20 protein-coding genes are annotated in these 24019 nt (G+C 70.8%); 13 read left to right on the top strand and 7 right to left on the bottom strand.

Features of this window, described 5'->3' with window-relative positions; translation table 11 throughout:
- Nucleotides 1-44: 44 nt before the first annotated feature.
- Complete coding sequence (locus HNR30_RS19975) at nucleotides 45-1139, bottom strand: mandelate racemase/muconate lactonizing enzyme family protein (RefSeq protein ID WP_220133783.1); 1095 nt, start codon at nucleotides 1137-1139, stop codon at nucleotides 45-47.
- A 157-nt stretch (nucleotides 1140-1296) separates the two neighbouring features.
- Between HNR30_RS19975 and HNR30_RS19980 the strand changes: the two genes are divergently transcribed.
- From HNR30_RS19980 to HNR30_RS20030, 11 genes are read left to right on the top strand one after another with little or no spacing between them, the layout of a single operon-like run.
- Nucleotides 1297-2361 carry a substrate-binding domain-containing protein gene (locus HNR30_RS19980; RefSeq protein ID WP_220133784.1) on the top strand — a complete coding sequence of 355 codons (1065 nt, stop codon included), beginning with the start codon at nucleotides 1297-1299 and terminating at the stop codon, nucleotides 2359-2361.
- Nucleotides 2362-2380: 19 nt separating this feature from the next.
- Nucleotides 2381-3679: an ABC transporter substrate-binding protein gene (locus HNR30_RS19985; protein WP_181611421.1), complete on the top strand. Its 1299-nt coding sequence runs from the start codon at nucleotides 2381-2383 to the stop codon at nucleotides 3677-3679.
- Nucleotides 3672-4544 carry a carbohydrate ABC transporter permease gene (locus tag HNR30_RS19990; protein ID WP_181611422.1) on the top strand — a complete coding sequence of 291 codons (873 nt, stop codon included), beginning with the start codon at nucleotides 3672-3674 and terminating at the stop codon, nucleotides 4542-4544. The genes HNR30_RS19985 and HNR30_RS19990 overlap by 8 nt, the downstream gene beginning before the upstream one ends.
- The gene (locus tag HNR30_RS19995) at nucleotides 4537-5349 is read left to right on the top strand and encodes a carbohydrate ABC transporter permease (RefSeq protein WP_181611423.1); all 813 of its coding nucleotides are present in this window, start codon (nucleotides 4537-4539) and stop codon (nucleotides 5347-5349) included. The genes HNR30_RS19990 and HNR30_RS19995 overlap by 8 nt, the downstream gene beginning before the upstream one ends.
- A gap of 17 nt (nucleotides 5350-5366) precedes the next feature.
- Nucleotides 5367-6338, top strand: coding sequence for a Gfo/Idh/MocA family protein (locus HNR30_RS50205; RefSeq protein ID WP_181611424.1), 972 nt, complete (start codon nucleotides 5367-5369; stop codon nucleotides 6336-6338).
- Nucleotides 6335-7099 (top strand): sugar phosphate isomerase/epimerase family protein, encoded by a 765-nt coding sequence (locus HNR30_RS20005; RefSeq protein ID WP_181611425.1) that lies wholly within the window; start codon nucleotides 6335-6337, stop codon nucleotides 7097-7099. The genes HNR30_RS50205 and HNR30_RS20005 overlap by 4 nt, the downstream gene beginning before the upstream one ends.
- The gene (locus HNR30_RS20010; protein WP_181611426.1) at nucleotides 7096-8106 is read left to right on the top strand and encodes an NAD-dependent epimerase/dehydratase family protein; all 1011 of its coding nucleotides are present in this window, start codon (nucleotides 7096-7098) and stop codon (nucleotides 8104-8106) included. Before HNR30_RS20005 ends, HNR30_RS20010 begins: the two co-directional genes overlap by 4 nt.
- Nucleotides 8106-9143, top strand: coding sequence for a dihydrodipicolinate synthase family protein (locus tag HNR30_RS20015; protein WP_181611427.1), 1038 nt, complete (start codon nucleotides 8106-8108; stop codon nucleotides 9141-9143). The genes HNR30_RS20010 and HNR30_RS20015 overlap by 1 nt, the downstream gene beginning before the upstream one ends.
- A complete protein-coding gene (locus tag HNR30_RS20020) occupies nucleotides 9140-13006 on the top strand; it encodes an alginate lyase family protein (protein ID WP_181611428.1) in 3867 nt (1288 codons plus the stop codon). The genes HNR30_RS20015 and HNR30_RS20020 overlap by 4 nt, the downstream gene beginning before the upstream one ends.
- A 9-nt stretch (nucleotides 13007-13015) precedes the next feature.
- The gene (locus tag HNR30_RS20025; protein WP_181611429.1) at nucleotides 13016-13618 is read left to right on the top strand and encodes a GNAT family N-acetyltransferase; all 603 of its coding nucleotides are present in this window, start codon (nucleotides 13016-13018) and stop codon (nucleotides 13616-13618) included.
- A 15-nt stretch (nucleotides 13619-13633) separates the two neighbouring features.
- Complete coding sequence (locus tag HNR30_RS20030) at nucleotides 13634-14884, top strand: carbohydrate-binding protein (RefSeq protein WP_181611430.1); 1251 nt, start codon at nucleotides 13634-13636, stop codon at nucleotides 14882-14884.
- 44 nt (nucleotides 14885-14928) lie between these two features.
- Here HNR30_RS20030 and HNR30_RS47935 read toward each other — a convergent pair whose 3' ends face one another.
- Both HNR30_RS47935 and HNR30_RS20040 read right to left on the bottom strand, forming a co-directional pair.
- Nucleotides 14929-16248 (bottom strand): winged helix-turn-helix domain-containing protein, encoded by a 1320-nt coding sequence (locus tag HNR30_RS47935; protein ID WP_181611431.1) that lies wholly within the window; start codon nucleotides 16246-16248, stop codon nucleotides 14929-14931.
- 213 nt (nucleotides 16249-16461) lie between these two features.
- Nucleotides 16462-16704: an HGxxPAAW family protein gene (locus HNR30_RS20040; RefSeq protein WP_181611432.1), complete on the bottom strand. Its 243-nt coding sequence runs from the start codon at nucleotides 16702-16704 to the stop codon at nucleotides 16462-16464.
- 184 nt (nucleotides 16705-16888) lie between these two features.
- Here HNR30_RS20040 and secA point away from each other — a divergent pair, with 184 nt between their 5' ends.
- On the top strand, nucleotides 16889-19678 hold the full coding sequence (gene secA, locus HNR30_RS20045; RefSeq protein ID WP_181611433.1) for a preprotein translocase subunit SecA: 2790 nt from the start codon (nucleotides 16889-16891) through the stop codon (nucleotides 19676-19678).
- Between the two features lie 67 nt (nucleotides 19679-19745).
- On the opposite strand, the gene HNR30_RS20050 is transcribed toward secA, so the two are convergent.
- A complete protein-coding gene (locus HNR30_RS20050) occupies nucleotides 19746-20054 on the bottom strand; it encodes a hypothetical protein (RefSeq protein ID WP_181611434.1) in 309 nt (102 codons plus the stop codon).
- Nucleotides 20055-20066: 12 nt separating this feature from the next.
- Nucleotides 20067-20360 carry a hypothetical protein gene (locus tag HNR30_RS20055; protein WP_181611435.1) on the bottom strand — a complete coding sequence of 98 codons (294 nt, stop codon included), beginning with the start codon at nucleotides 20358-20360 and terminating at the stop codon, nucleotides 20067-20069.
- Nucleotides 20361-20596: 236 nt separating this feature from the next.
- Between HNR30_RS20055 and HNR30_RS20060 the strand changes: the two genes are divergently transcribed.
- A complete protein-coding gene (locus HNR30_RS20060) occupies nucleotides 20597-21826 on the top strand; it encodes a hypothetical protein (RefSeq protein WP_181611436.1) in 1230 nt (409 codons plus the stop codon).
- A 135-nt stretch (nucleotides 21827-21961) separates the two neighbouring features.
- Here HNR30_RS20060 and HNR30_RS20065 read toward each other — a convergent pair whose 3' ends face one another.
- Together HNR30_RS20065 and HNR30_RS20070 are read right to left on the bottom strand one after the other, a co-directional pair.
- On the bottom strand, nucleotides 21962-22315 hold the full coding sequence (locus HNR30_RS20065; RefSeq protein ID WP_181611437.1) for an Rv3235 family protein: 354 nt from the start codon (nucleotides 22313-22315) through the stop codon (nucleotides 21962-21964).
- Nucleotides 22316-22474: 159 nt separating this feature from the next.
- Nucleotides 22475-23806, bottom strand: coding sequence for a PTS transporter subunit EIIC (locus HNR30_RS20070; RefSeq protein ID WP_181611438.1), 1332 nt, complete (start codon nucleotides 23804-23806; stop codon nucleotides 22475-22477).
- Nucleotides 23807-24019 lie beyond the last annotated feature (213 nt).

A 24019-nucleotide genomic window follows, 5' to 3' on the forward strand; every position in this document is an offset into this window, starting at 1 on the left:
GCCGGTGGAGCCCGGGTCGGAGGATCGGGCTCTTCGCGGCGGCCTCACGTCACCAGGTGCCCGCGCACGTAGTCCTCGTCGATCTCCACCCCCAGCCCCGGCCCCGTGGGCACGCGGGCCACGCCGCCCGAGACGTCCACGCCGGGTCCGAGCACGTGCCGCGAGATCACGAACTGGCGACCGTTGAGGTCGGCGGGAAAGGTCATGCCGAAGGCCGCGAACAGGTGGAGCGAGGCGGCCAGGCCCAGGTCGCAGTCGGTGAGTCCCGAGCCGATGAGGGAGAGTCCGAAGTCCTCGGCCAGGGCGCACATCCGGCGCGACAGGTGGAGCCCGCCGCTGCGCTGCACCTTGGCGACGGCGATGTCGAGCGCGCCGAGCCTGGCGAAGGCCGCCAGGTCGGTGGGGTGCACCAGGCTCTCGTCCAGGGCGACCGGGATGGGGCTGCGGCGGCGCAGCTCGGCGTGGCCGATCGGGTCGTTGGCGCGCAGCGGTTGTTCCAGTACGGCGACGCCCAGCGGGTCGAGGGCGCGGGCGAGCCGCAGCGCGTTGCCGAAGGTGTAGGCCTGGTTGGCGTCGACCCAGAGGGTGGCGTCCGGCGCGGCCGCGCGTACGGCCTCGACGCGCCGCACGTCGGCCTCCAGCGAGCCGAGTCCGACCTTGACCTTGAAGGCGCGGTAGCCGGCTTCCAGCCCTTCGTCCACGTCGTCGGAGGCGATCCAGCACAGGGGGATCTCGCCGACTCGCCGCTGGCCCCACAGCTCGCCGACCGACAACCCCAGGGCGCGTCCGAGCAGGTCGTGCAGGGCCAGGTCGAGCGCCGATCTGGCCAGCGGCATGCCCATCGTCAGGCCCGCCCTGATCACCTGGTCGAACAGCCGCACCGCCCCGTCGAGGTCCCACACGGGATGGCCGATCAGCGCGGGCGCCAGGTAGCGGGTGATCGTCGAGGTGATGCTCTCGGTGGTCTCGTAGGTCCAGGTGGGCGCGGGGGTGGCGGCGCCCCAGCCGCTGAGGCCGCCCGCGCGGACGCGGACGAGCACCCTGGGATGCGTGCCGCCGCCGCGCGTGACCACCCCGCCGGCGATCGAGAAGTCTCGTACGGCAGGCAGATCCACGACATAACAGTCGATCTTCTCCACCAATAAAGAATGAATTCCTGCCTTTTTGTGAGCGTTCATCTTTCCAGTGAAGCACGAAAAACCGCTATTGACGCCGGTTGATTCATAAAGCATGATTCCGGCCATGACGAGCGCTGATGACAGAAATTCATTCCCCAAGGGAATGAAATCTGCCCTGGTGGCCGAACGCCTCCGCGAGGAGATCGCCTCCGGCCGCTGGCCGGTCGGTATGCGCCTGCCCACCGAACCGCACCTGGCCGAGACCTACGCCGTGGGGCTCAACACGGTCCGGCGCGCGGTGGGAATCCTGGTCGCGGAGGGCGTCGTGGACCGCCGCCAGGGTTCGGGCACCTACGTGACGGCCATCCCCGCTCGCAGCGCGGGCAGCGGGCACCTCGTCGGGGTCCTGGTGCCCTCGACCTCCTACTACTACCCGCGGGTGATCGAGGGCATCGAGCGGGTGCTGGCGGCGGCCGGCGCGGGCGTCATCCTGGCCAGCTCGGAGTACCGCCCCCACCTGGAGGGCGAGCGCGTCGCCAGGCTGCTCGACAGCGGCGCCCAAGGGCTGATCCTGGTGCCGAACCTGCACGTCATGGACGATCCGCAGGCCCACGTCGACTCCCTGCGCGAGCTGCCCGTGCCGTACATCCTGGCCGAGCGCCGCCCGCCGAGCCCGGATCCCGACGACCCGACCTCCTACGTGGTCACCAACCACGCGGGCGGTGTGTACGCCGCGATGCGGCACCTGGTCCGGCTCGGGCACACCCGGATCGGCCACCTGGGCAGGGTCAGGACCGGCACCGGGAAGATCATCACGGACGGCTACGAGCGGGCCGTCCAAGGTCTGGGCACCACCCGGATCCCCGAGGCGATCGTCGCCCACGAGGAGTGGGCCCCCGACGGCATCTTCGAGTTCGCCCGCGCCTGCCGCGACAACCAGGTCACCGCCGTGTTCTGCCACGGCGATCGCGACGCCGCGACCCTGCTGGCCAGCGCGCGCAGGCTCGGCATGCGCGTGCCCGACGACCTGGCCCTGGTCACCTACGACGACGAGGTGGCCGAACTGGGCGACCCGCCGCTCACCGCGGTGGCGCCCCCGAAGGGCGAGCTCGGCGCGCTGGCGGCCGAGCTGCTGCTGCGGCGCCTGACCACCGGGCCCACCGTGCCTCCGCACCGGGTCGAGCTGCAGCCCCGCCTGATCGTCCGCGCCTCCTGCGGCGCGACGGTCACCTCTCAGCACTGAACGGAAAGGATCACCCCCCATGCGAGCAAGGACCCCCGCCGCCCTGATCGCGCTCCTGGCCATGGCCGCCTGCGGCAGCGGGCCGGCCGCCGAGAGCGACGGCAGGACCACCATCACCCTTGGCTACTACGCCGAGGCGGGAGGCCCCGCCGACGGCACGATGCGCAAGCTCGTGGCCGACTTCATGAAGGCCAACCCCACCGTCAACGTCAAGATCGAGTCGGCGGCCTACGACGAGTTCTACACGCGCCTGCGCACCCAGCTGGCCGGTCGCAAGGCCCCCGACGTGTGGCTCTCGGACGGCGCGCTCGTCCAGGAGTACGCCGGCCGCAAGAGCCTGCGCGACCTGAACGACCTGGCCAAGAGCCTCAACGCCGACGACTACTACGGCATCGACCTGATCAGGAAGTCCGACCCCCAGGGCAGGCTCTTCGGCTTCCCGCAGGGCGCCCAGACGGCCGTGCTCTTCTACAACCGGACGATGTTCAAGCAGGCGGGCCTCGCCGAGCCGACCGGCGAGTGGACCTACGACGACCTGATGGCCGCGGCGAAGAAGCTAACCAAGGACACCAACGGCGACGGCAAGCCCGACGTGTACGGCTTCCGCAGCTACTCCAAGAGTTTCACCGAGAGCTGGTGGCCCCTGGTCAAGGCCTTCGGCGGCGACATCCTCGACGACGGCGGCAAGGTCGCCGTCGACTCCCAGCCCGCCCGCGACGGCCTGAACTGGATGCTCAAGGCCATGCACGAGGAGAAGGTCTCGCCCGACGTGGTGACGACCGACGCCCTCGGCGGCTCCCAGACGCTCTTCCCCAGCGGCGTCGTGGCGATGCAACTGGGCATCTACGCCCGCATCCAGACCGCCGCCCAGGGCGACATCGACTTCGGGGTCGCCCCGATGCCCAAGGGCCCCGGCGGCAAGCGCGGCGAGATCGCCAACATCAACTCCTGGGTGATCAACAGCGCCTCCGCCGACCCGCAGGCCAAGGCCGCCTGGAAGTGGATCGAGTTCTTCAGCGGCGAGGGCCCGCAGACCGCCTGGACGCAGATCGGCGAGGCCGTGCCGATCAACAAGAAGGTCGCCGCCTCGCCCGCCTTCCTGGAGCCGGGCAAGCCTCCGGCGGGCCGCCAGGTCTTCCTCGACGCGCTGGCCGTCGCCGACGACCTCGGGCTGAACCCGGTGTGGAGCGAGTACACCGGCGCGCTGGCCAAGCCGATCACCTCGGCCCTGTCGAAGGAGGTGCCGGTGGACGCCGCACTCAAGACCGCCCAGGCCGACGCCCAGGCGGCGATCGACCGGTTCACCCCCGGTGGCTAGCCTCAGGGACCGGTTGTGGGCCACCCTGTTCGCCTCGCCGTACCTCGCTCATCTGATCCTGCTGACGGCCTGGCCGGTGCTTGCGCTGGCCTACCTCAGCTTCACCGACTACGACACGGTGTCCGACCCGGAGTGGGTCGGGCTGGACAACTACACACGGCTGCTGGGTGACGAGGCCTTCTGGTCCAGTCTGGGCAACACCGGGGTGTTCGCCCTGCTCTACGTGCCCGCCCAGACCGTGCTGGCGCTCGTGCTGGCCGTGGCGCTGAACCAGAAGATCCGCTTCATCCCGCTGCTGCGCGGCGCGTACTTCGTTCCGGTCGTCTCCTCGTGGGTGGTCATCGCCTACGTCGCCGACTCGGTCTTCAACCCGCGCACCGGCTCGGCCAACACCGTGCTCGGCTGGTTCGGGATCGACCCGCAGGCGTGGCTGAACAGCCCGGCGCTGGTCATCCCGACCCTGGCGGCGGTGGCCGTGTGGAAGGGCGTCGGCTACATGATGGTGCTCTTCCTGGCCGCCCTCCAGGCGATCCCGCAGGAACGCTACGAGGCGGCCATGGTCGACGGCGGCAACGCCTGGCACCGCTTCCGCCACATCACCGTGCCGGGCGTCTCCGGCACGACCTTCCTGGTGCTGGTGCTCTCCACGATCACCACGCTGCAGGCCTTCGAGCAGGTCTACGTCATGACCGACGGCGGCCCGAGCGGGGCCAGCGAGCTGACCGTGCTCTACATGTACCGGCAGGGCTTCCAGTTCTTCCAGCTCGGCTACGCGGCGGCGATCGCCTGGGTGCTGTTCGCGATCATCCTGCTCTTCACGCTCGTCCAGCTGTGGTTGCAGAGGCGGTGGGTGCACTATGCCTAAGCGCCTGGCCTACCTGGTGCTCGTCGCGGGGGCCGCGGTCATGCTGCTGCCGTTCCTCGCCTCGTTGTTCAACTCGCTCAAGACCTACGCCGACTACATCGCCGTGCCGCCGGGCTTCCTGCCCGACCCGTTCGAGTGGTCGAACTGGACGCAGGTCTGGGAGCGGGCGCCGTTCGGCGTCTACGCGGCCAACAGCCTGCTGATCGCCTCGCTGGCGGCCTTCGGCAACGTGCTGAGCAGCGCGATGGTCGGTCACGCGCTGGCCAGGATGAAGCTGCCCGCCCGCGGCGCGCTCCTGACGGCCGCCCTGGCGACCATGATGCTGCCGACCGTCGTCACGATCATCCCGTCGTTCATCCTGTTCCGCGAGTTCGGCTGGCTCGACACGTTCCTGCCGCTGATCGTGCCGTTCTGGCTGGCCACGCCGTTCGGGATCTTCCTGATGCGGCAGAGCTTCCTGGCCGTGCCCAAGGAGTTCGAGGAGGCCGCGACCATCGACGGCGCTGGTCCGTGGCGGGTGTTCACGAGGATCCACCTGCCGCTGGTCAAGCCGGCCCTGGCCACGCTGACCGTGTTCACCTTCATGAGCTCGTGGGGCGCGGTCCTGGAGCCGACCGTCTACCTCACCTCGCCCGACAAGCTCACCCTGCCGATCGGGGTGATGGGCCTGCGCGGCCAGTTCGTCGGCAACGACCAGCTCGTCACGGCGGCGGCGCTCATGTCGCTGCTGCCGATTCTCGTGCTCTTCCTCATCGCCCAGCGCTATTTCGTGCGCGGAGCGATGGCCGCCGGCCTCAAAGGCTGATCTAAGGAGATTGTTCAGTGCACACCAACGAGCCTTTCCGGCTCGGGATCATCGGTTCCGGCATCGTCGCCGCCCTCCACGTCAAGGCGGCCCGCACGCTGCCCCAGGTCGAGGTGGCGGCGGTCTGCGACATCCGGACCGACGCGGCCGAAGCCATGGCCGCCGACGCGGGGGCGGCCGCCTACCCGGGGCATCGCGAGATGCTCGCGGCGGAGCGGCTGGACGGCGTCATCGTGACCTCGCCGCACACGCTGCACGCCCAGCAGACCCTGGACGTGGCGGCTGCGGGCGTGCACGTGCTGGTCGAAAAGCCCATGGGGACCTCGGTCGAGGACTGCACGGCCATGATCGAGGCTTGCCGTACGGCCGGCGTGACACTCGCCGTGGGCCACGTCATGCGGTTCAGCGAGACCGCCAGGATGGCCGAGAAGGTCGTCTCCTCCGGCGAGCTCGGCCCTGTCAGGGCGATCACCCACCGGCGTTCCGCCCGCTACAGCCGCGACTCGCGTCCCGCCTGGTTCTTCGACCCGGCGCTGGCCGGGGGCGGGATCGTGATGAACGTCGGCACCCACGGCCTGGACCGCATCCAGTGGCTGGGCGGCGGCGAGATCGAGACCGTCCACGCCCACGTGTGGCACCGGGGCGGGCTGGAGATCGAGACCGACGCCATCGGGGTGGCCGAGCTGTCGAGCGGGGTCAAGGCGGGCTTCACCTTCACCACGGCCGCCGTGCCGTACACGGACGAGACCCTCGTGCTCTGCGAGGACGGTTCGCTGCGCTGGTCGGCCACCGAGGGCCTGTGGGTCAGCAGGGACGGCGAGGCGGAGGCCCGGCTCGCCGACCCCGACGAGGAGACCGCCGACGCCTTCGCGGCGCAGCTCGCCGCCTTCGTCGAGTCGTGCAGGACCGGCACGTCCCCGGCCGTCACCGGAGAGTACGGCAGGCAGGTGGTCTCCACCGTGCTGGCGATCTACGAGGCGGGGTCATGAGGGCGGCGTTCAGCACGCTCGGCTGCCCCGGCGCCCCGGTCGAGCAGGTCATCGCGTACGGCTTCCCGGGCGTGGAGCTGCGCTGCGCGACGGGCGAGCTGCTGCCGCCCGACGCCTCCGACCGTACGGCCAGGCGTGTCGGCTCCCGGCTGGCCGAAGCGGGCGTGCAGGTCGTGTGCCTGGCGACGTACGTCCAGGCGGGCATCCCCGACGACGGCGTGGAGGAGTCGCTGGCACGCCACATCGAGCTGGCCGACCAGGTGGGCGCCTCCTTCGTCCGGGTCTTCGGCGGCGAGCCCGGCGACCCCGGCGTGGCCGCCAGGGCGGCGGCACGGCTCGCCGCCTGCGTCCCCGCGGCACAGGAGGCAGGGGTGACGGTGCTGCTGGAGACGCACGACGCCTTCCTCACCGGGCGGGCGGTCGCAGGCGTGCTCGACCTGGTCGCCTCACCGTCGGTGGGGGCGTTGTGGGACGTGGTCAACCCGTGGCGGGCGGGGGAGCCGCTCGCCGACACCGCCGACCTGCTGCGCCCCTGGTTACGGCACGCGCAGGTCAAGGACGTGGCCTCCACCGGCGAACTGGCGCCCGTGGTGCCCGGCACGGGCGCGGTGCCGCTGGAGGCCTTCATGGCCGAGCTGGGCCGCATCGGCTACGACGGCTGGGTCTCCCTGGAGTGGGAGGCCGCCTGGTACCCGCAGGCTCCCGCGCTCGACGAGGCGCTCCCGGCCTTCCGCGCGCTGATGAGGGAGCGGGTGCGATGAACACGGTCGCCGAGCTCCGCGACGCCCTGTCCACCCCCTCGCCGGAGGTCGTCGAGAGCCTGGCACGCGGCGAGGGCGACATCATGCTCCTCGGCGTCGGCGGCAAGATCGGCCCCGAGCTCGCGGTGATGGCCAGGAAGGCGCTCGACCTGGCGGGAAGCCGGGCCCGGGTCATCGGTGTGGCCCGCGGCCTGCCGGACGACACCGACCTCTACCTGAAGCGGGCGGGCGTGCTCGTCGAGCGCGCCGACCTGATGACCGGCCTGCACCGCCTGCCCGACGCCTCCCGCGTCGTCTATCTCGCCGGCCGCAAGTTCGGCACCTCAGGGGCCGAGCACGGCACCTGGGCGCTCAACACCTACCTGCCCGGCCGGGTCATGGAGCGCTTCCCGCACAGCCGCGTCGTGGCCTTCTCCACCGGCAACGTCTACCCGCTGGTCCCGGTCACCAGCGGCGGCGCCGACGAGGACACCCCGCCGGGCCCCGTCGGCGAGTACGCCGCCTCCTGCCTGGGCCGCGAGCGGATCATCGAGCACTTCTCCAGAGCCAACGGCACCCCCGCGGCGATCGTCCGCCTCAACTACGCGGTCGAGGCCCGCTACGGGGTGCTGCTGGAGCTGGCCACGGCCGTGCACCGGGGAGACCCCGTCGACCTGGCCACCGGCAACGTCAACGTCGTCTGGCAGGGCGACGTGAACGCCACGACGCTCCGGCTGTTCGAGCACTGCGCGGCTCCGCCGTACGTGCTCAACGTGGCAGGACCGGAGACCGCCTCCGTGCGCTGGCTGGCCCGGCAACTCGCCGCCCGGCTCGGCACCGAGGCCCGCTTCACCGGCTCGGAGGAGCCCACGGCGCTGCTGTCCAACGCCGCACGCTGCGCCGCGCTCTTCGGCCATCCCACCGTCCCGCTGCACCGGCTGCTGGACCTGACCGCCGACTGGGTGCGGTCAGGGGCGGCCGTCCACGGCAAGGACACCCACTTCCAGGAACGAGAAGGACGCTACTGATGCCGGCCATCCTGGCACCCCCCGCGGAACGCACCCTGCTCGAAGGCGTCATCATCCCCGCACACCCCCTCGTCATCACCTCCGGCGGCACGCTCGACGAGCGCCGCCAGCGGGCGCTGACCCGCTACTACCTCGACGCCGGAGCGGGCGGGCTCGCCGTCGGCGTGCACACCACCCAGTTCGGCATCCGCGGCGCGGGGCTCCTGGAGCCCGTGCTCGCCCTGGCCGCCGACGAGGCGGCCGGCCGCGCCCCCGTGCTGGTCGCGGGCGTGGCGGGCGGTACGGCCCAGGCCGTGTGCGAGGCCGCCCTGGCCGCCTCCCTCGGCTACGACCTGGCCATGGTCATCCTGCGCGGCCTGGACCACCTGTCCGACCGCGAGCTGGTCGCCCACCTGGCCGAGGTCGGCGAGGTGCTGCCGCTGTGCGGCTTCTACCTGCAGCCGGCCGTCGGCGGCCGGGTCCTCGGCGTGGACTTCTGGCGCGAGGTGGCCCAGCTGCCCGCCCTGCGCGCGGTGAAGATCGCCCCGTTCGACCGCTACCGCACCCTCGACGTGGTCCGCGCGGTGTGCGAGTCGGGGCGGGCCGACGAGATCGCCCTCTACACGGGCAACGACGACAACATCCTGGTCGACCTGCTCACGGAGTACTCCGTGGGAGACGTCACCAAGCGCATCGTCGGCGGGCTGCTCGGCCAGACGGCCGTGTGGACACGCCGCGCGGTGGAGCTGCTGAAGCTGGCCCACGAGGCGGTCAGGACCGGGCGCGTCGACAACTCGCTGCTCACCCTGGCCGCCCAGCTCACCGACGCCAACGGCGCCGTCTTCGACGTGGCCAACGGCTTCGCCGGCTGCATCGCGGGCGTCCACGAGATCCTGCGGCGCCAGGGACTGCTGGCCGAGGTCAGGCTCCTGGACCCGGAAGAAGGGCTCTCGCCCGGCCAGGCCGCCGAGCTCGACCGCGTCATCGCCGCCTACCCGCAACTCCTGGACGACGAGTTCGTCGCCCGCCACCGTGACGCGTGGCTGGCGGCGGCATGAGGCGCCCGATCGCCGCCCTGGCCGCGCTGCTGGTGGCCGTCGCCCCGATCCACGCGACCCCGGCATCGGCCGTGACCGCCACCGCCGGGGTGAACCTCGTGCCCAATCCCGGCTTCGAGGCGGCCACGCCCGCCACCGAGGCCTGCCCGGCCCCCGCCTGGTGCACCCCGTGGCAGAGCTCCACCTACGCCATCGACACCACCGTGGCCGCCGAGGGCAGCCGCTCGATGCGGATCGACGGCTCGCCGACCAAGAAGATCGGCGGCTTCGTCACCGTCCCCCTCAACCAGGCCACCACCCCGATCGTCCGCATCTCGGCCCAGGTCAAGCTCGACGCGATCACCATGGCCGACTACACCGACTTCCCCGGCGCGGCCCGCGTCTCGCTCAACTTCAGCTACGTCAACAGCGCGGGAACCACCGTCTACACCGGCTCCGGCCTGCTCGGCGGCATCCTCACCGGCACCCGCGACTGGACCGCGCTGGAGGGCACCTTCAAGGTGCCGCCGCTGACCACCAGGGTCCAGATCATCAACACCGTCCAGACCTCCACCGGCACCATGTGGGTCGACGACGTCCGGGTGACACCCGGCTCGGCCTGGCTCCACCCCGAAACCGCCACCAAGCGGGCGGCCCAGGGGAGCGAGGCCACCTTCCTGGTCACGGTCACCAACCGGCGCGCCGTGGCCGACTCGCTGCGACTCGCCGTGGACCACGGCACGGTCACCCCGGCGGTCACCGGCGAGCTCAAGCCCGGAGAGTCCGCCCTGGTCATGGTGAAGACCCCGGCCTCGGCCGTCCTGACCGCGACACCCGGCGGCGACGCCTCACTCGCCCAGCGGGCCACGCTCACCGTCGAGCAGGCCACAGCGAAGAGCGGCGAACCGCGCGTCTACGCGACACCGGCCGAGCTCGACGCCCTCCGCGAGCGGATCGCCGGGCAGCCGTGGGCGGCCAGGGCGTTCGACACCACCGTCAGGGCGGAGGCCGACGCCTGGCTGGCCAGGCCGCTGGACCAGACCGTCTTCCACGGCGGCTGGAGCGGCAACTTCAAGTGCCCCGGCACCAACACCATGCTGACCTTCGACTACTCCAGCCCGGCCGCGCACCGCTGCCCCCTGGACGGCAAGACCTACAGCGGCGAGCCGTACAACAGCGCGTGGGTGGAGATCTGGCACAACAACGCCGCCCAGGCCGCCTCCGACCTCGGCCTCGCCTACCGCATGACCGGCAAGGCGGAGTACGCCGCCAAGGCGCGCGACATCCTGCGCTACTACGCCGACCGGTTCCTGGCGGTGCCACTCAACGCGCTCTACGGGCGCATCCACTACCAGTCGCTCGACGAGGCGGTCGCGGCCATCGGGCTGATCGACGCCTACGACCTGGTGCGCGACACCCTCACCGAGGCCGAGCGGGTCGACGTCGAGGGCAATCTGCTGCGCCCGCTGGCCGAACTGCTGATCTCCAGCCCCATGGCCACCTCCAACTTCCAGGCCTGGACGGCGGCGGCGGTGCACGGGGCGGGCGCGGCGATCGACGACGACGCGCTGCGCTCCGCCGGCCTGGCCGACACCGAGTTCCTGCTCGACAAGGCCATCGTGAGCGACGGCTGGTGGTGGGAGGGCTCGGCCAGCTACCACGTGTACGCGCTCCAGGCGCTTACGCAGGTCGCCATCTCGGCGCGCGAGCGCGACTACCGGAACGATCCGCGCTTCAAGTCGATGTACACCACGCTCCTGCCCTACCTCCACCCCGACCAGACCGTTCCCGCCGCGGGCGACGGCGGCACGTGGGGTCGCAGGTTCGGGCCGAACTTCACGATGTTCGCCGAGTGGGCCTACGCCGCCTACGGCGACCCCGACTTCGCCGCAGGGCTCGGCCTCGCCTACCACAACCTGGGCACGCCGCGGATCGACCGCTGGGCCCTGCGGTTCGGCGCCGACGAGATCCCCAAGGGCCCGGGGACGAGGCAGCGCAGCACCACGTTCCGAGGTCTCGGCGAGACCGTGCTGCGCGGCGGCGAACCGGCCAACCTGATTCCCAACGGCGACCTGGAGGAGGCCGCGCTCGACTCCGCGCAGCGGCCCGCCTACTGGAAGCTGGAGGGTGACTGGGACGGCCACACCGTCAAGGGACGGGCCGGCCAGGTCTTCCCGGTCGACGGCACGAGGCTGGCGCACCTGCGGCTCACGGCGCTGGGAACCGGCACGGTCAAGCTGACCTTCCTCGACTCCAGGGGCCGGACGGTCGGATCTGCCGAGGGCGGCGCGGACGTCACCCTCGACGTGCCCACCCGCACGCGTGCCGTACGGCTCGCGATCGACGGCGCCTTCGAGCGGCTGGACCTGTGGCCCGCCGACCTGGTACGCGACGGCGGGTTCGAGGACGGCGGCGCGGGCTGGACCCGCAGCGGGACCACCCTGATCTCCCCGCTCGCCCACCGCGGCGAGAAGGCGGCGATGGCCGCCAGAGGACGGTGGAGCAGCGACATCCCCGTCACCGGCGGCCAGGTCGGGACCGTGGCGCTGCGAGCGCGCGCCCAGGGACTGGGCACGGTCGAGCTGTCGTTCGTGACCAGGGACGGCTCGGTCACCACCCCCGTCACCAGGTCCTTCGCCGGCACGTGGAAGGCGCTGGCCATCGAGTCGGCCGTGCCGCGCGAGGCCGTCGCGGCACGCGTCACCCTCGCGGCCGACCGGGCCGCCGGCTTCTTCGACGACGTCGCCCTGCTGTACGGCTCGGCCGTCGACCCCTTCCAGGCCGACGCGCTCCGGCTGGACCACGGCATCCCGGGCGGCAGCCACGGACATGCCGACAAGCTCCACCTCGACGTGACCGGCGGCGGGCTGCAGTCGACGGACCTGGGCATGGTCTACGGCTCCGACAACGCCGACCTGACCAACAACTGGTACCGGGAGACGGTCTCGCACAACACGGTCATCGTCGACGGCCGCAGCCAGGACCGGGCCATGCGGGGTTCGCTGACGTTCTTCGGCGTCACCCCCGGGCTGCGGGTCGTCGACGCCGGGGCCAAGGACGGCGACGTGGCGATCCGCCGCGCCGACCTCATGACCGACCGCTACACGCTCGACGTGTTCGACGCGACGGGCACCGCCGCCCACCGCTACGACCAGTCGTGGCACGGGCAGGGCACGCTGGAGGTGAGCGGGCCCGCCATGACGCCGCCGCCGTGCGGCGACTGTGTACTCAACCCCGCCGACACCGACTTCGGCTATCACCGGCTCAAGCGGGTCGCCGAGGGTACGGCGGCCGACGGCAGGTGGCAGGCACAATGGACCTCCGACACGGCCGTGCTGTCGCTGCGGTCGCTGGAGCCGGTCCCGACCGGGGTCCTGCACACCAGCGGGCCGGGCGAGGCCACCACCGGGCAGCCGATCCCGTTCCTGCTGGCCAGGCGGGAAGGACAGGCGCGCACCCGCTTCACCACTCTCATCGAGACCCGGTCGCGGGCCGACCGGGCGGCCGTGGACGACGCCCGTCGCGTCGCCGACGGGCACGTCCAGGTCGACCTGGCCGGCGGGCTGCGCGACGACGTGCTCTTCGACTCCGGCTACGCGCTGCTGAGGCGCACCTCGGGCGGCGCCCCCGTCGGGGTGGACCTGATGCGGCGCTCGTCGGTGACCGTGGACGGCGTCGAGTGGGTTACGGTCTCGCAGCCGATCGAGCGGGCCTCCGTCGCCTACGCGGGCTCCGACCTGCGGCTGACCGTGCCACGGGGTACGGCGGGGCGGTACTCGGTGTCCGTCCACGCCCCTGGCATCCGTAATGTCACTTTGAATGGCGAAGCCGTGTCATTTGTCCGGTCCGGCGACAAGATCACCGTCGCCGTCACCATCTCCTAGGAGCACCCCATGACGGCGCACCTGCGGCCCTACCACCCCTCCGACCTGGCAGGGATCTACCGGGTGTGCCACGAGGTCGACGGGGCGGGACGGGCGGAGGCACCGCGCTTCCACGACCCCGACCTGCCCGGTCACCTCTACGCCGGGCCGTACGCGGTCCACGAGCCCGGCCTGTGCTTCGTCGTCGCCGATCGCCGCGGCGTCGCCGGCTACGTCGTCGGCACCGCCTCCACGCCCGCCTTCCTCGACTGGGCGCGCCAGCACTGGTGGCCGGTGCTGCGCGCCCGCCACCCCCGCCGCACCGACCCCGGCGACGGCACCCTCGACCACCGGTACGTCGATGCGATCCACGACTACCCGGACGTGCGCGAGCCCTGGCTCACCAGCCACCCGGCCCAGGCGCACATCAAGCTCGCGGCGCGGCTGCAAGGACAGGGCTGGGGCCACCGCCTCATGTCCGCCCTCACCACGTCACTGCGCGAACGGCAGGCGCCCGGCCTGCACCTCGGCGTCGCCGAGGCCAACGGCAGGGCACTGGCCTTCTACGCCGCGCTGGGCTTCACCGAAGCCCGGCGTCACCCCTGGGGACGCACGCTCGTCCTCGACCTCTGAGACAGGAGCCAGTCCATGAGAGGAAAGGTCCTCACCGCACTCGTCTCCTTATTCACCCTCATCCCCGGCACGGCCGCCCTGGCCGTGCCACGCGTCAACACCTTCGAACGCCCCGAAAGAGGCGCCGCCTACACCCTGGCCGCCTGGGCCGCCGACGGCTGGAACGCGCCCTGGGAGGAGGGCATGAGCACCCGCACCTGGATCGACGGCTACAACTTCAGCCACTCGGGCGGCAAATCGCTGCGCGTCTTCTACCCGAAGGGCAAGATCGGCCCCGCCGACTCCGGCGCGCAGGCGCCACTCGCGCTGACCCCCGCCCGGGAGTACTACCTGTCGTACTGGGCGCGCTACAGCAGCGACTTCAGCTGGGGCACCACGGAATTCGCCGGCAAGCTCGGGCTCGGGCTGGCCGGCGGAGCGTCATGCTCGGGCGGCCAGGTCTGCGACGGCTACAACGGATTCAGCTCACGCATGATCTGGCGGCGCAACAACGGCCAGGCGGCGATCTACTACTACCACATGGGTCACGCGGGGCAATACGGCGACTACGCCGTGCTCAAGCGCGACGGCGCCGACATCCTGTATCCGCGCGGGCAGTGGTTCAACATCGTCCAGCGGCTCAAGGTCAACACCGTCACCAACGGCAACGCCAACGCCGACGGCGAGATCGAGATCTTCTACAACGGCGTCTCCGCCGCCCAGGTCACCGGGCTGCGCTTCGTACGCAACGGCGACCTGATCGACCGGGCCTACTTCTCGTCCTTCTTCGGAGGCGCGACCACCACCTTCGCCCCCGCCAACGACTCCTACATCTGGTACGACGACCTCAAGGTCGCCACCAGCCGGGCCGACATCTGCGAGCTCGCACCGGGCGGCTGCCACACCCGCACCTTCCAGGCCGAGGGCTACACGGCCATGAAGGGCGTCATCACCGAGCCCACCCCCGACACCGGAGGCGGGCAGAACGTCGGGTCGTTCGACAGCACCGACTGGATCGCCTTCGGCGGGGTCACCATCCCGTCGGCCGGACGCTACCTCGTGGAGTACCGGGTGTCGTCGCCCGGCAGCGGGGCGACGATCTCGCTGGACATCGGGGCAGGTGCCACGCCGCTCGGGAACGTCAGCGTGCCGAACACGGGCAGCTGGGCGAGCTACCGGACGATCTCGCGTGAGGTCGACCTGCCGGCCGGCACCCACCAGTTCGGGGTGTACGCGGTGACGGGCGGATTCAACCTCAACTGGTGGAAGCTCACCAAGATCTACTGAGCGCGCCGGGCTCACCGGGCTCGCCGGGCTCGGTGAGCTGAGGTCTAGTGCGGCTCTCTCGCCAGTTCGGCGGCGAGCTGGGGCGGGTCGACGCGCTCGACCCGCACCGAGTCGCACCCCACCCACGAGGCCGCCTCCCACAACGCGGCCCTGATCCCCTCGACGGCTCGGGCCGGGCTGATGCCCGGCTCGAGGCCGATCTGGCGGGCGACGAAGGTGGTGCCCTCGCGGGCGGGGTCGACGCGGGCGATCAGGCGTCCGCCGGAGAGCACGGGCATGGTGAAGTAGCCGTGGACCCGCTTGGCCTTGGGGACGTAGAGCTCCAGGACGTAGTCGAAGCCGAACACGCGCGAGGTGCGGCCCCGGTGCCAGATGAGGGAGTCGAAGGGGGAGACCAGCGTGGAGCGGTGCCTCCCGCGCACCTCGGACTCCAGCAGCGCCGGATCCACCCACGCGTTCGGCACCTTCGCCGGCCCGGCCGCCGCCGCCGAGCCGACCGCTGCGGACCCGGCCACCGCCGAGCCCGCCGTCGCCAGGCGGGTGCTTCCCGCCGAGCCTGCCGTCGCCAGGCGGGTGGTTCCCGCCGGGCGGCGGGCTTCCGGCCAGCCCGTCACGTGCGCGGGCACCAGGCCCGCCGCGCCGCTCAGCAGCGCCTCGTCGAGCAGCGCCGCGTACTGGTTCTTCACCCGCAGGAAGTCGACCAGGTCACCACGCGTCGCCACCCCCAGCGAACGCCCGGCGATCCGCGCCAGCGCCACGATGCACTCGGCGTCGGACAGCTCCTGCGCCAGCGCCTCGGCGGGAACCGCCCGCTCGGCCAGGTCGTAGACCCTCCGCCAGCCCACCCTGCGCGTGCACACCAGCTCGCCGATGTCGAGCAGCCACTCCAGCCCGATCTTGGAGTCGGACCAGTCCCACCACGGCCCGCCGTTCTTGGCGCCGCCCACGTCGGAGGTGGTGATGGGCCCGCTGTCGCGCACCTGGTCGAGCAGCTTCTCGACCCCGTCGGGCACCTTGTGCCAGCGCACCCCGCGCTCGCGGAAGGCGCGGCGGCGGAAGCCGTACAGGGGCCAGTGCTCGATCGGCAGGATGCACGCGGCGTGGCACCAGTATTCGAAGCTGCGGGCCGGTGAGTCCCAGTAGGAACGTTCGACGGCCGGTCTGCCGATGGCGCCCAGGCGGGAGTAGGCGACGAGTTCGTGGGAGCGGGCCAGCACGGAGACGGTGTCGAGCTGGATGGCCCCGAGGCGGCGCAACATGGTGTGGGCGCCGCCGCGCCGGGCGTCGGCTCCGATGAACCCCTGGGCGCTCAGGACCAGGCGGCGTGCCTCGTCGGCCGTCAGCTCGACCGTCAACTCCGTCATGTCCGCGAAGCGTAGCGGGGGCCACCGACAGAACGGACTCGGGCCAAGGCCGCACGGGACGAAAGCCGCGAGAGCCAGGAGCCGCGTGGGACAAAAGCCGCGAGAGCCGGGGGCCGCACGGGACGCAAAACCCGCAAGAGCCAGGGACCGCATGAAACAGAAAGGGCACCGCCGTACTTCCCCGGCGATGCCCGCTCCGTCAGTTGCTACCGCTCAGCGGTGGTCATCCGATGACATGCCCGCCCGGGGCGCGTCGATCACGACATCGGACATGATGTCGAAGACCAGGGCGAGAATGCCGCCCACGACGATGACGCCGACGCCGATCCAGACGAGCAGCCAGTTGGCCTGGGTCAGCCCGAACCCGCCCACGACGACTCCGAGGAACATGACGGTGACCGCGAGCCACGAAGACGCCCTGCCGCCGTGGCTGCCGAGGTTCTGTTCGCCCGCCATGGCCTTTTCTCCTTTACCCCTACGAGTGCTGTGAAAGGCATTCTCGCAGAACGGGTCGGCGGACCGCTCGTCGCGGTGGCTGTGTCTGGTGGCTGAACCGCCTACGATGGCACTGGGGAAGTATGTCTCGGCCTCTCCACCTGGCGGTCGCGCCGGGGTAGACCTGCGAGGAGCTTTACATAAAGTGGCAGCCATTCTGGACAGAATCCTTCGCGCCGGCGAAGGCAAGACCCTGCGCAAGCTGAAGCGGATCGCCGATCAGGTCAACTCCATCGAGGACGACTTCAAGGGCATGTCCGACGCCGAACTCCGGGCGATGACCGACGAGTTCAAGCAGCGTCATGCCGACGGTGAGTCCCTCGACGACCTGCTGCCCGAGGCGTTCGCCACCGTGCGCGAGGCGGCACGTCGCGTGCTGCACCAGCGCCCCTACGACGTGCAGATCATGGGCGGCGCCAACCTCCACCTGGGCAACATCTCGGAGATGAAGACCGGTGAGGGCAAGACCCTGACCTGCACCCTGCCCGCCTACCTCAACGCGCTGTCGGGCAAGGGCGTGCACGTCGTCACGGTCAACGACTACCTCGCCTCGCGCGACGCCGAGAAGATGGGCCGCATCCACCGCTTCCTCGGGCTGGAGGTCGGCTGCATCATCTCCGGCCAGTCGCCCGACGAGCGCCGCAAGCAGTACGCCGCCGACATCACCTACGGCACGAACAACGAGTTCGGCTTCGACTACCTGCGCGACAACATGGCGTGGTCGCTCGAGGAGTGCGTGCAGCGCGGCCACAACTTCGCGGTCGTCGACGAGGTCGACTCCATCCTCATCGACGAGGCCCGTACCCCGCTGATCATCTCCGGCCCCGGCGAGCAGTCCGGCAAGTGGTATGCCGAGTTCGCCAAGCTGGTGCCCCGCCTCCGCCGCGGCGTCGAGGCGAAGAACCCGGGTGAGGAGTCGACGGGCGACTACGTCGTCGACGAGAAGAAGCGCACGGTCGGCATCCTCGAGGCCGGTGTGGCCAAGATCGAAGACTGGCTGGGCATCGACAACCTCTACAAGCCCGAGAACACCCACCTCGTCGGCTTCCTGAACAACGCCCTGAAGGCCAAGGAGCTGTTCAAGAAGGACAAGGACTACATCGTCACCAACGGCGAGGTCCTCATCGTCGACGAGTTCACCGGGCGCATCCTCCACGGCCGCCGCTACAACGAGGGCATGCACCAGGCCATCGAGGCCAAGGAAGGCGTGGCGATCAAGGACGAGAACCAGACTCTCGCCACCGTCACCCTGCAGAACTACTTCCGCCTCTACGACAAGCTCGCCGGCATGACCGGTACGGCCGCGACCGAGGCGAACGAGTTCCACCAGACGTACAAGATCGGCGTGGTCCCCATCCCGACCAACAAGCCGATGATCCGCAAGGACCAGCCCGACCTGATCTACCGCACCGAGGACGCCAAGTTCATGGCCGTCGTCGAGGACCTGGTCGAGCGGTACGGCAAGGGCCAGCCCTGCCTGGTCGGCACCACGAGCGTCGAGAAGTCCGAGCGCCTGTCGAAGATGCTCAAGCGCCGCGGCGTCCCGCACGAGGTGCTCAACGCCAAGAACCACGCCCGTGAGGCGACGATCATCGCCGAGGCGGGGCGCAAGGGCGCCATCACCGTCGCCACCAACATGGCCGGTCGAGGCACCGACATCATGCTCGGCGGCAACCCCGAGTTCCGCGCCGACCTCGAGCTCAAGGCCAAGGGTCTCGACCCGGTCGATACGCCGGAGGAGTACGAGAAGGCCTGGCCCGGCGCCCTGGAGACGGCCGAGGCCGCGGTCAAGGCCGAGCACGACGAGGTCACCGAGATCGGCGGCCTCTACGTCCTGGGCACCGAGCGCCACGAGTCGCGACGCATCGACAACCAGCTTCGCGGCCGTTCCGGCCGTCAGGGTGACCCGGGCGAGTCGCGCTTCTACCTGTCGCTCGGCGACGACCTGATGCGCCTGTTCAACTCGCCCCGCGTCGAGGCGATCATGATCCGCATGAACATCCCCGACGACCAGCCCATCGAGTCGGGCATCGTCACCAAGGCCGTCGCCTCCGCCCAGCACCAGGTCGAGCAGCAGAACTTCGAGATCCGCAAGGAAGTTCTGAAGTACGACGAGGTCATGAACCGCCAGCGCAAGGTCATCTACGCCGAGCGCCGCCGCGTCCTCGAGGGCGCCGACCTGCACGACCAGATCCGCGGCTTCATCGGCGAGGTGATCGACGGCTACGTGGCCGGCGCCACCTCCGAGGGCTTCGCGGAGGAGTGGGACCTCGACAAGCTGTGGAAGGCCTTCGCGGAGCTCTTCCCGATCCAGATCACCGTCGACGACGTCGTCGAGGCGGCCGGCGGCAGGGAAGACCTCACCGCCGAGCTCCTCGCCGAGAAGGTCAAGGACGACGCCTTCCGCGCCTACGAGGCCCGCGAGGCCGAGCTGGGCGCCGAGACCGTCCGTGAGCTGGAGCGCCGGGTCATCCTCTCCGTGCTCGACCGCAAGTGGCGCGAGCACCTCTACGAGATGGACTACCTGCGCGAGGGCATCGGCATGCGGGCCTACGCGCAGAAGGACCCGCAGATCGAGTACCAGCGCGAGGGCTTCGAGATGTTCTCGGCGATGCTCGAGGGCATCAAGGAGGACACGGTCGGGTTCCTGTTCAACCTCGAGGTCGAGGTGCAGGAGTCGCCCATCGTCGAGGAGGAGTCGGCCGAGATCGCCGAGACCCGGAGCATCATCGCTCGTGGGCTGCGCGGTCCCGAGCGGCCCGCCCAGCTCGACTACAGCGCTCCGGGCGAGTCCGGCGAGGTGGAGCACACGCTCGTGCAGACCACGCCCGAGCAGCGCGCCGCCTACGGCAACGTCGAGCGCAACGCGCCCTGCCCGTGCGGTTCGGGCAAGAAGTACAAGCGCTGCCACGGCGACCCGAAGCACGCCGCGTAGCCGCTGACCATCGAAGAACGGCCCGCCGGGGGAGTCCCCCGGCGGGCCGTTCGCGTGTGGCGGTGCGTTATTCGTCGGGCCCCTGGGTGTTCCAGGCCCGGGTCCTCATCTGGTTGTCCGGGCAGATCACCTCCGACACGCTGGTCCCGCCGACCATGGGGCCGTGGGTCGGAACGCTGGCGATGAAGGTGCAGTGCACATGCACCTGGTGCCAGTGCCTCCAGGTGCCGGGCGGGCAGATCGAGCGGGCGCCCTGCCGTTCGTCGACCGAGAAGGTCAGGACGTAACAGGGTCCGACCGGGTCGGCGGCCACGGGCGCCGGGCAGGTCAGCGACAGGCCGATCATCGCGCCGGCGAGGAGGATCGTTCGCTTCATACTCGCGCCCTTCTAGCGCTGGTGGAGGTTGATGCAGCTGGCCCAGCCGTTGCCGACCTTCTCTCCGGTGTCCCGCCAGGTGCTGCGGTAGTAGTTGTTGATCCGGTCGTCGGTGTGGTCGTAGGTGAAGTCGATGCGGCCCTGCCGCCACCCCCAGCTCATGTACTTGCTGTAGTTCTTCTTGTCGCAGTCGTTGGCGAAGGGCCAGTCGGGGTCGGCGCTGGCCGGCTGGGCGACCAGCAGGAGAGAGCCCGCGGCCACGAGGGCGGTCGTGAGCGTCGCTGCGAGCTTGGCGGGTGCGTTCATGGGTGACTCCTGTGCTCGGGGCCGGCGAAGGGGCCGGCGCCTGTGGATCGTGCGGCGGATCGTGGTTGCCCGATCACCGCCGGTGAGCACAGCCAACCTGGCCGGGCGTGGTGTCCAACAGGGCCGCGGCCACACTGGGCCGGTCCCGGACGATCTCCAGCCGATCTCGGACACGCTCAGTGATCGCTTGTAAACTGTCCAGCGCTGAACGGCCCGTCAGGAGAGGGATGCGGACGATGAGTGAGGCTCCGGGCGGCGGACAGCATCCCGACATCTCCAGGGCGCTGGAGTCCGTCACCCGGCACGAGGATCTGGTGAAGCTGCTGGTCGAGCAGTTCGCCCGGGCCGACGTGTCGCTGCGCGAGCTGGAGGCTCGGGCCGACAGGCTGGGCGGCGCACGCCTGCCGCGCACCACCTGCGCTGACATGCTGGCCGGGCGGCGCTTTCCGAAGAAGGCCGTCATGGTGGCGTTCCTGCGAGGATGCCGCGTGCCCGACCGTCAGCTTCCGGAGTGGGAGCGGGCCTGGGAGCGGGTCAGGGTCCACCAGCTCCCGGCAGCCGTCGCGGCCACCGGGCAGGTCCACCGCGCTCCGGCGACCGAGCAGGCCCCGATGGCCGACCCCGCGTCGGCGGTCGAGCGGGCCCCGATGGCCGACCGAGAGTCGGCGGTCGAAGGTGCTCCGGTGGCCGACCCCGCTTCGGCACCCGCGGGTTCCCCAGCGGCCGACGCCGCGTCGGCGATCGAGCGTGTCCCGGTGATCGGGCAAGCTCCGGTGATCGGGCAGGCTCCGGTGATCGCGCAGGCGCCGGCGACCGCCGGTCCCGCCTGGGTGATCGAACGGGCCCCCGTGAACGAGACGGACCGCTGGCGGCGCATGGCGCTGCTCACCGGAGCGGCCGCCGTCGTGGCCCTGGGGGTCGTGGTCGTTCTCGTGTGGCGCCCGGAGGGGCAGGAGCGCGAGTCTCCCGACGCGATCGCCGATCCGGCCCAGATCGTCACCGACGACGGCCGTGCCTTCCCGCTGGGAGGATCGAGCCGGTTCACCGTTTCGGTCCATCCGGGCAACACCGGCGTGCGCCTGACCCGGCGGCTGGACGCGGGAGTCGGGCTGCAGCACGCCGTCATCACCATCGACGGCGTGAAAGCCGCCGAGTGGCGCCCGCTGCTGGAGGACAGTGTCTACAAGTGGAGGAACCAGGTCGTGACCATCCCGCCGCATCTGACGGCGGGGCGCGGCACGCTGACCGTCGTCAACACGTGCGTGTCGCCGTCGGGGTTCAACGAGTTCCTCTACGTCGTGGAGCACGAGGTGAACGGCATGTGGTCGACCGCCGACACGGTGGACGTCGGCAGGGGGCACGCGGTGAGCGAGTCCTCGCACGACTATCGCGTCGTGGGGGAGGACTGGGCGGACACGCAGACGTTCGCCTACCCACCGCACGCCGAGGACCGCAGCGTCCGCTGAGTCCGCCGTGTGAGCCAGAGCGGGCCGCCCGCCCGAGCCGACCGGGCCGCCCACCCGAGCCGACCGGGCCGCCCGCCCGAGCCGACCGGGCCGCCCACCCGATGACCGGGGAGGCGGCCCGCGAAGACCGGCGCGTCAGGCGGTCTCGAAGTCCGTGCACACCCACTGGACCCCACGACGCTCCAGCCGTACGGCAAGCGCGTGGCTCCTGGTGCCGCAGTGCACGAGCACGCACATCTCCACGGCCCCGTCGCGGGGCTCCTGCACGTGGGGCGCGCCCACGAAGGGCGGCCGGTCGGTCCTGAGCATGCGCCCGGCGCGCACGAGTTCGCGGTAGGCCCGGTCGCTGAGCCGGTCGGCCAGGCTCGACGGCGGGCGGCGGCCGGCGAGGACCTCGGCCAGGGCCTGCCCGAAGTGCCTGAGCCTGCGCTCGTCGGGCGCGGGCTCGGCGGGAGTCCAGACCAGGTGCTGCGGAAGGGGGAAAGACAAGGTGCCTCCTCGTTCGAGACGGTCACCTCTAAGAGGATTCGGCCGCCCCGCCGGATACCTGGCGGCCGAGATCGCAGCGGGTTGGGAGGGTTACGTCGCGAAGATCCCCCAGGAGCCGGGCATTAAGGTCGTCGGCCGCGACCGGGCGGATGCCCGGAATCAGGCCGGCTTCTGGGCGGTGGACGACTCCGGGTCCTCCTCGGGTTCGCGCCCCGGCGTCATGATGTTCAGCTTCCTGATCAGGAAGCTGAAGATCGCGTAGTACACGACGAAGTACACCAGCCCCATCACGATGATCAGGAACAGCCCCTGCGTGTTGGACTTGGTCGCGTTGAGGAGCATGTCGATGCCGCCGGCGGAGAAGCTGAAGCCGAGCCTGGTGTCCAGGAAGGCCATCAGCGCCATCGACACCCCGGTCAGCAGCGCGTGCACGACGAACAGCACCGGCGCGACGAAGATGAACGCGAACTCGATCGGCTCGGTGATGCCCGTGACGAACGCGGTCAGCGCGCCGCCGATCATGATGCTGCCCACCGCGGCCTGCCGGTGCTTGGGCGCCGCCCGCCAGATGGCGAGTGCCGCGGCGGGCACGGCGAACATGAGCACGGGGAAGAAGCCGGTCATGAAGATGCCCGCGCCCTGCTGCCCGATGGCGTAGCACTTGAGGTCTCCGGCGGCGTGCACCCCGTTGACGGTGCATTCGGGGATGACCGTCCACACGATCGAGTTGATGAAGTGGTGCAGCCCCAGCGGGATCAGCAGCCGGTTGGCCACGCCGTAGACGCCAGCGCCGATCACCGAGTTGGTCGCCAGCCAGTCGCCGAAGCTGGTCAGCCCCTCGCCGATGGGCGGCCAGATCAGGCCGATGATCACGCCGAGCGCCATGGCGGCCACGGCGGTGACGATGGGCACGAAGCGGCGCCCGCCGAAGAAGGCCAGCCAGGTGGGCAGCTTGATGCGGTAGTAGCGCTGCCACAACACGGCCGCGAGCAGGCCGATGGCGATGCCGCCGAGCACGCCGGTGGGCTGGCTGGAGGCGGCCTGGTTGATGACCGTGCTGCCGTCCTGGAGGGTGAGCGTGACCTTCTGCTGGATCGATTCGGCGTCGGAGTTGAAGAACATGCGCCGCGTGACCTGGTCGAACACGAGGTAGCCGACGAGCGCGGCCAGCGCGGTCGAGCCGTCGGCCTTCTTGGCGAAGCCGATGGCCACGCCGATCGCGAACAGGATCGGCAGGTTGTCGAAGAGCGCTCCACCGGCCGCCGCGAAGATCTCGGCCACATTGGCCGACCAGGCGAAGCCGGGGACGTCGGCCAGGCCGCCGGGCTCGGCCCCGTTGGAGCCGAGCATGTCGGGCTGGCCGAAGCGCAGCAGCAGACCGGCCGCGGGCAGGACGGCGATGGGGAGCATCAGCGAGCGGCCGATGCGCTGCAGCACGGCGAAGGCCGACGACCAGAACGACTTGCCGCCTTCGACGGCCGCTGTGCTCATGCCAGAACCCCTCGATGAATCCGAAGGGGGATGCCGGAGTCCTTCCCCGATTGTCAAGGCATAGCACCAGGTTCTGGTCAAGTGTTATGCCCGCGTGCCGTACCCGGAAAAGCGGGTCTGACCTGGGCGTACGCCCTTCCATAAGACGGTGTGGGGAGTGAGGTGATATGGCCGCGGCGGCGAACGTTCTCGTTACGTTTGCGGCGCACCCCC

It is taken from the genome of Nonomuraea soli, from assembly GCF_013761175.1.
In the GTDB taxonomy this organism is placed as follows: domain Bacteria; phylum Actinomycetota; class Actinomycetes; order Streptosporangiales; family Streptosporangiaceae; genus Nonomuraea; species Nonomuraea soli.

Bases quoted from the DNA above. Each gene is read 5' to 3' on its own strand.
- HNR30_RS19985 (WP_181611421.1), top strand. From the start codon at position 2,381: ATGCGAGCAAGGACCCCCGCCGCCCTGATCGCGCTCCTGGCCATGGCC.
- HNR30_RS20060 (WP_181611436.1), top strand. From the start codon at position 20,597: ATGAGTGAGGCTCCGGGCGGCGGACAGCATCCCGACATCTCCAGGGCG.
- HNR30_RS20030 (WP_181611430.1), top strand. From the start codon at position 13,634: ATGAGAGGAAAGGTCCTCACCGCACTCGTCTCCTTATTCACCCTCATC.
- HNR30_RS20005 (WP_181611425.1), top strand. From the start codon at position 6,335: ATGAGGGCGGCGTTCAGCACGCTCGGCTGCCCCGGCGCCCCGGTCGAG.
- HNR30_RS20070 (WP_181611438.1), bottom strand. From the start codon at position 23,806: ATGAGCACAGCGGCCGTCGAAGGCGGCAAGTCGTTCTGGTCGTCGGCC.
- HNR30_RS20020 (WP_181611428.1), top strand. From the start codon at position 9,140: ATGAGGCGCCCGATCGCCGCCCTGGCCGCGCTGCTGGTGGCCGTCGCC.
- HNR30_RS19995 (WP_181611423.1), top strand. From the start codon at position 4,537: ATGCCTAAGCGCCTGGCCTACCTGGTGCTCGTCGCGGGGGCCGCGGTC.
- HNR30_RS20055 (WP_181611435.1), bottom strand. From the start codon at position 20,360: ATGAACGCACCCGCCAAGCTCGCAGCGACGCTCACGACCGCCCTCGTG.
- HNR30_RS20025 (WP_181611429.1), top strand. From the start codon at position 13,016: ATGACGGCGCACCTGCGGCCCTACCACCCCTCCGACCTGGCAGGGATC.
- HNR30_RS20050 (WP_181611434.1), bottom strand. From the start codon at position 20,054: ATGAAGCGAACGATCCTCCTCGCCGGCGCGATGATCGGCCTGTCGCTG.
- HNR30_RS47935 (WP_181611431.1), bottom strand. From the start codon at position 16,248: ATGACGGAGTTGACGGTCGAGCTGACGGCCGACGAGGCACGCCGCCTG.
- HNR30_RS20010 (WP_181611426.1), top strand. From the start codon at position 7,096: ATGAACACGGTCGCCGAGCTCCGCGACGCCCTGTCCACCCCCTCGCCG.
- HNR30_RS20040 (WP_181611432.1), bottom strand. From the start codon at position 16,704: ATGGCGGGCGAACAGAACCTCGGCAGCCACGGCGGCAGGGCGTCTTCG.
- HNR30_RS20015 (WP_181611427.1), top strand. From the start codon at position 8,106: ATGCCGGCCATCCTGGCACCCCCCGCGGAACGCACCCTGCTCGAAGGC.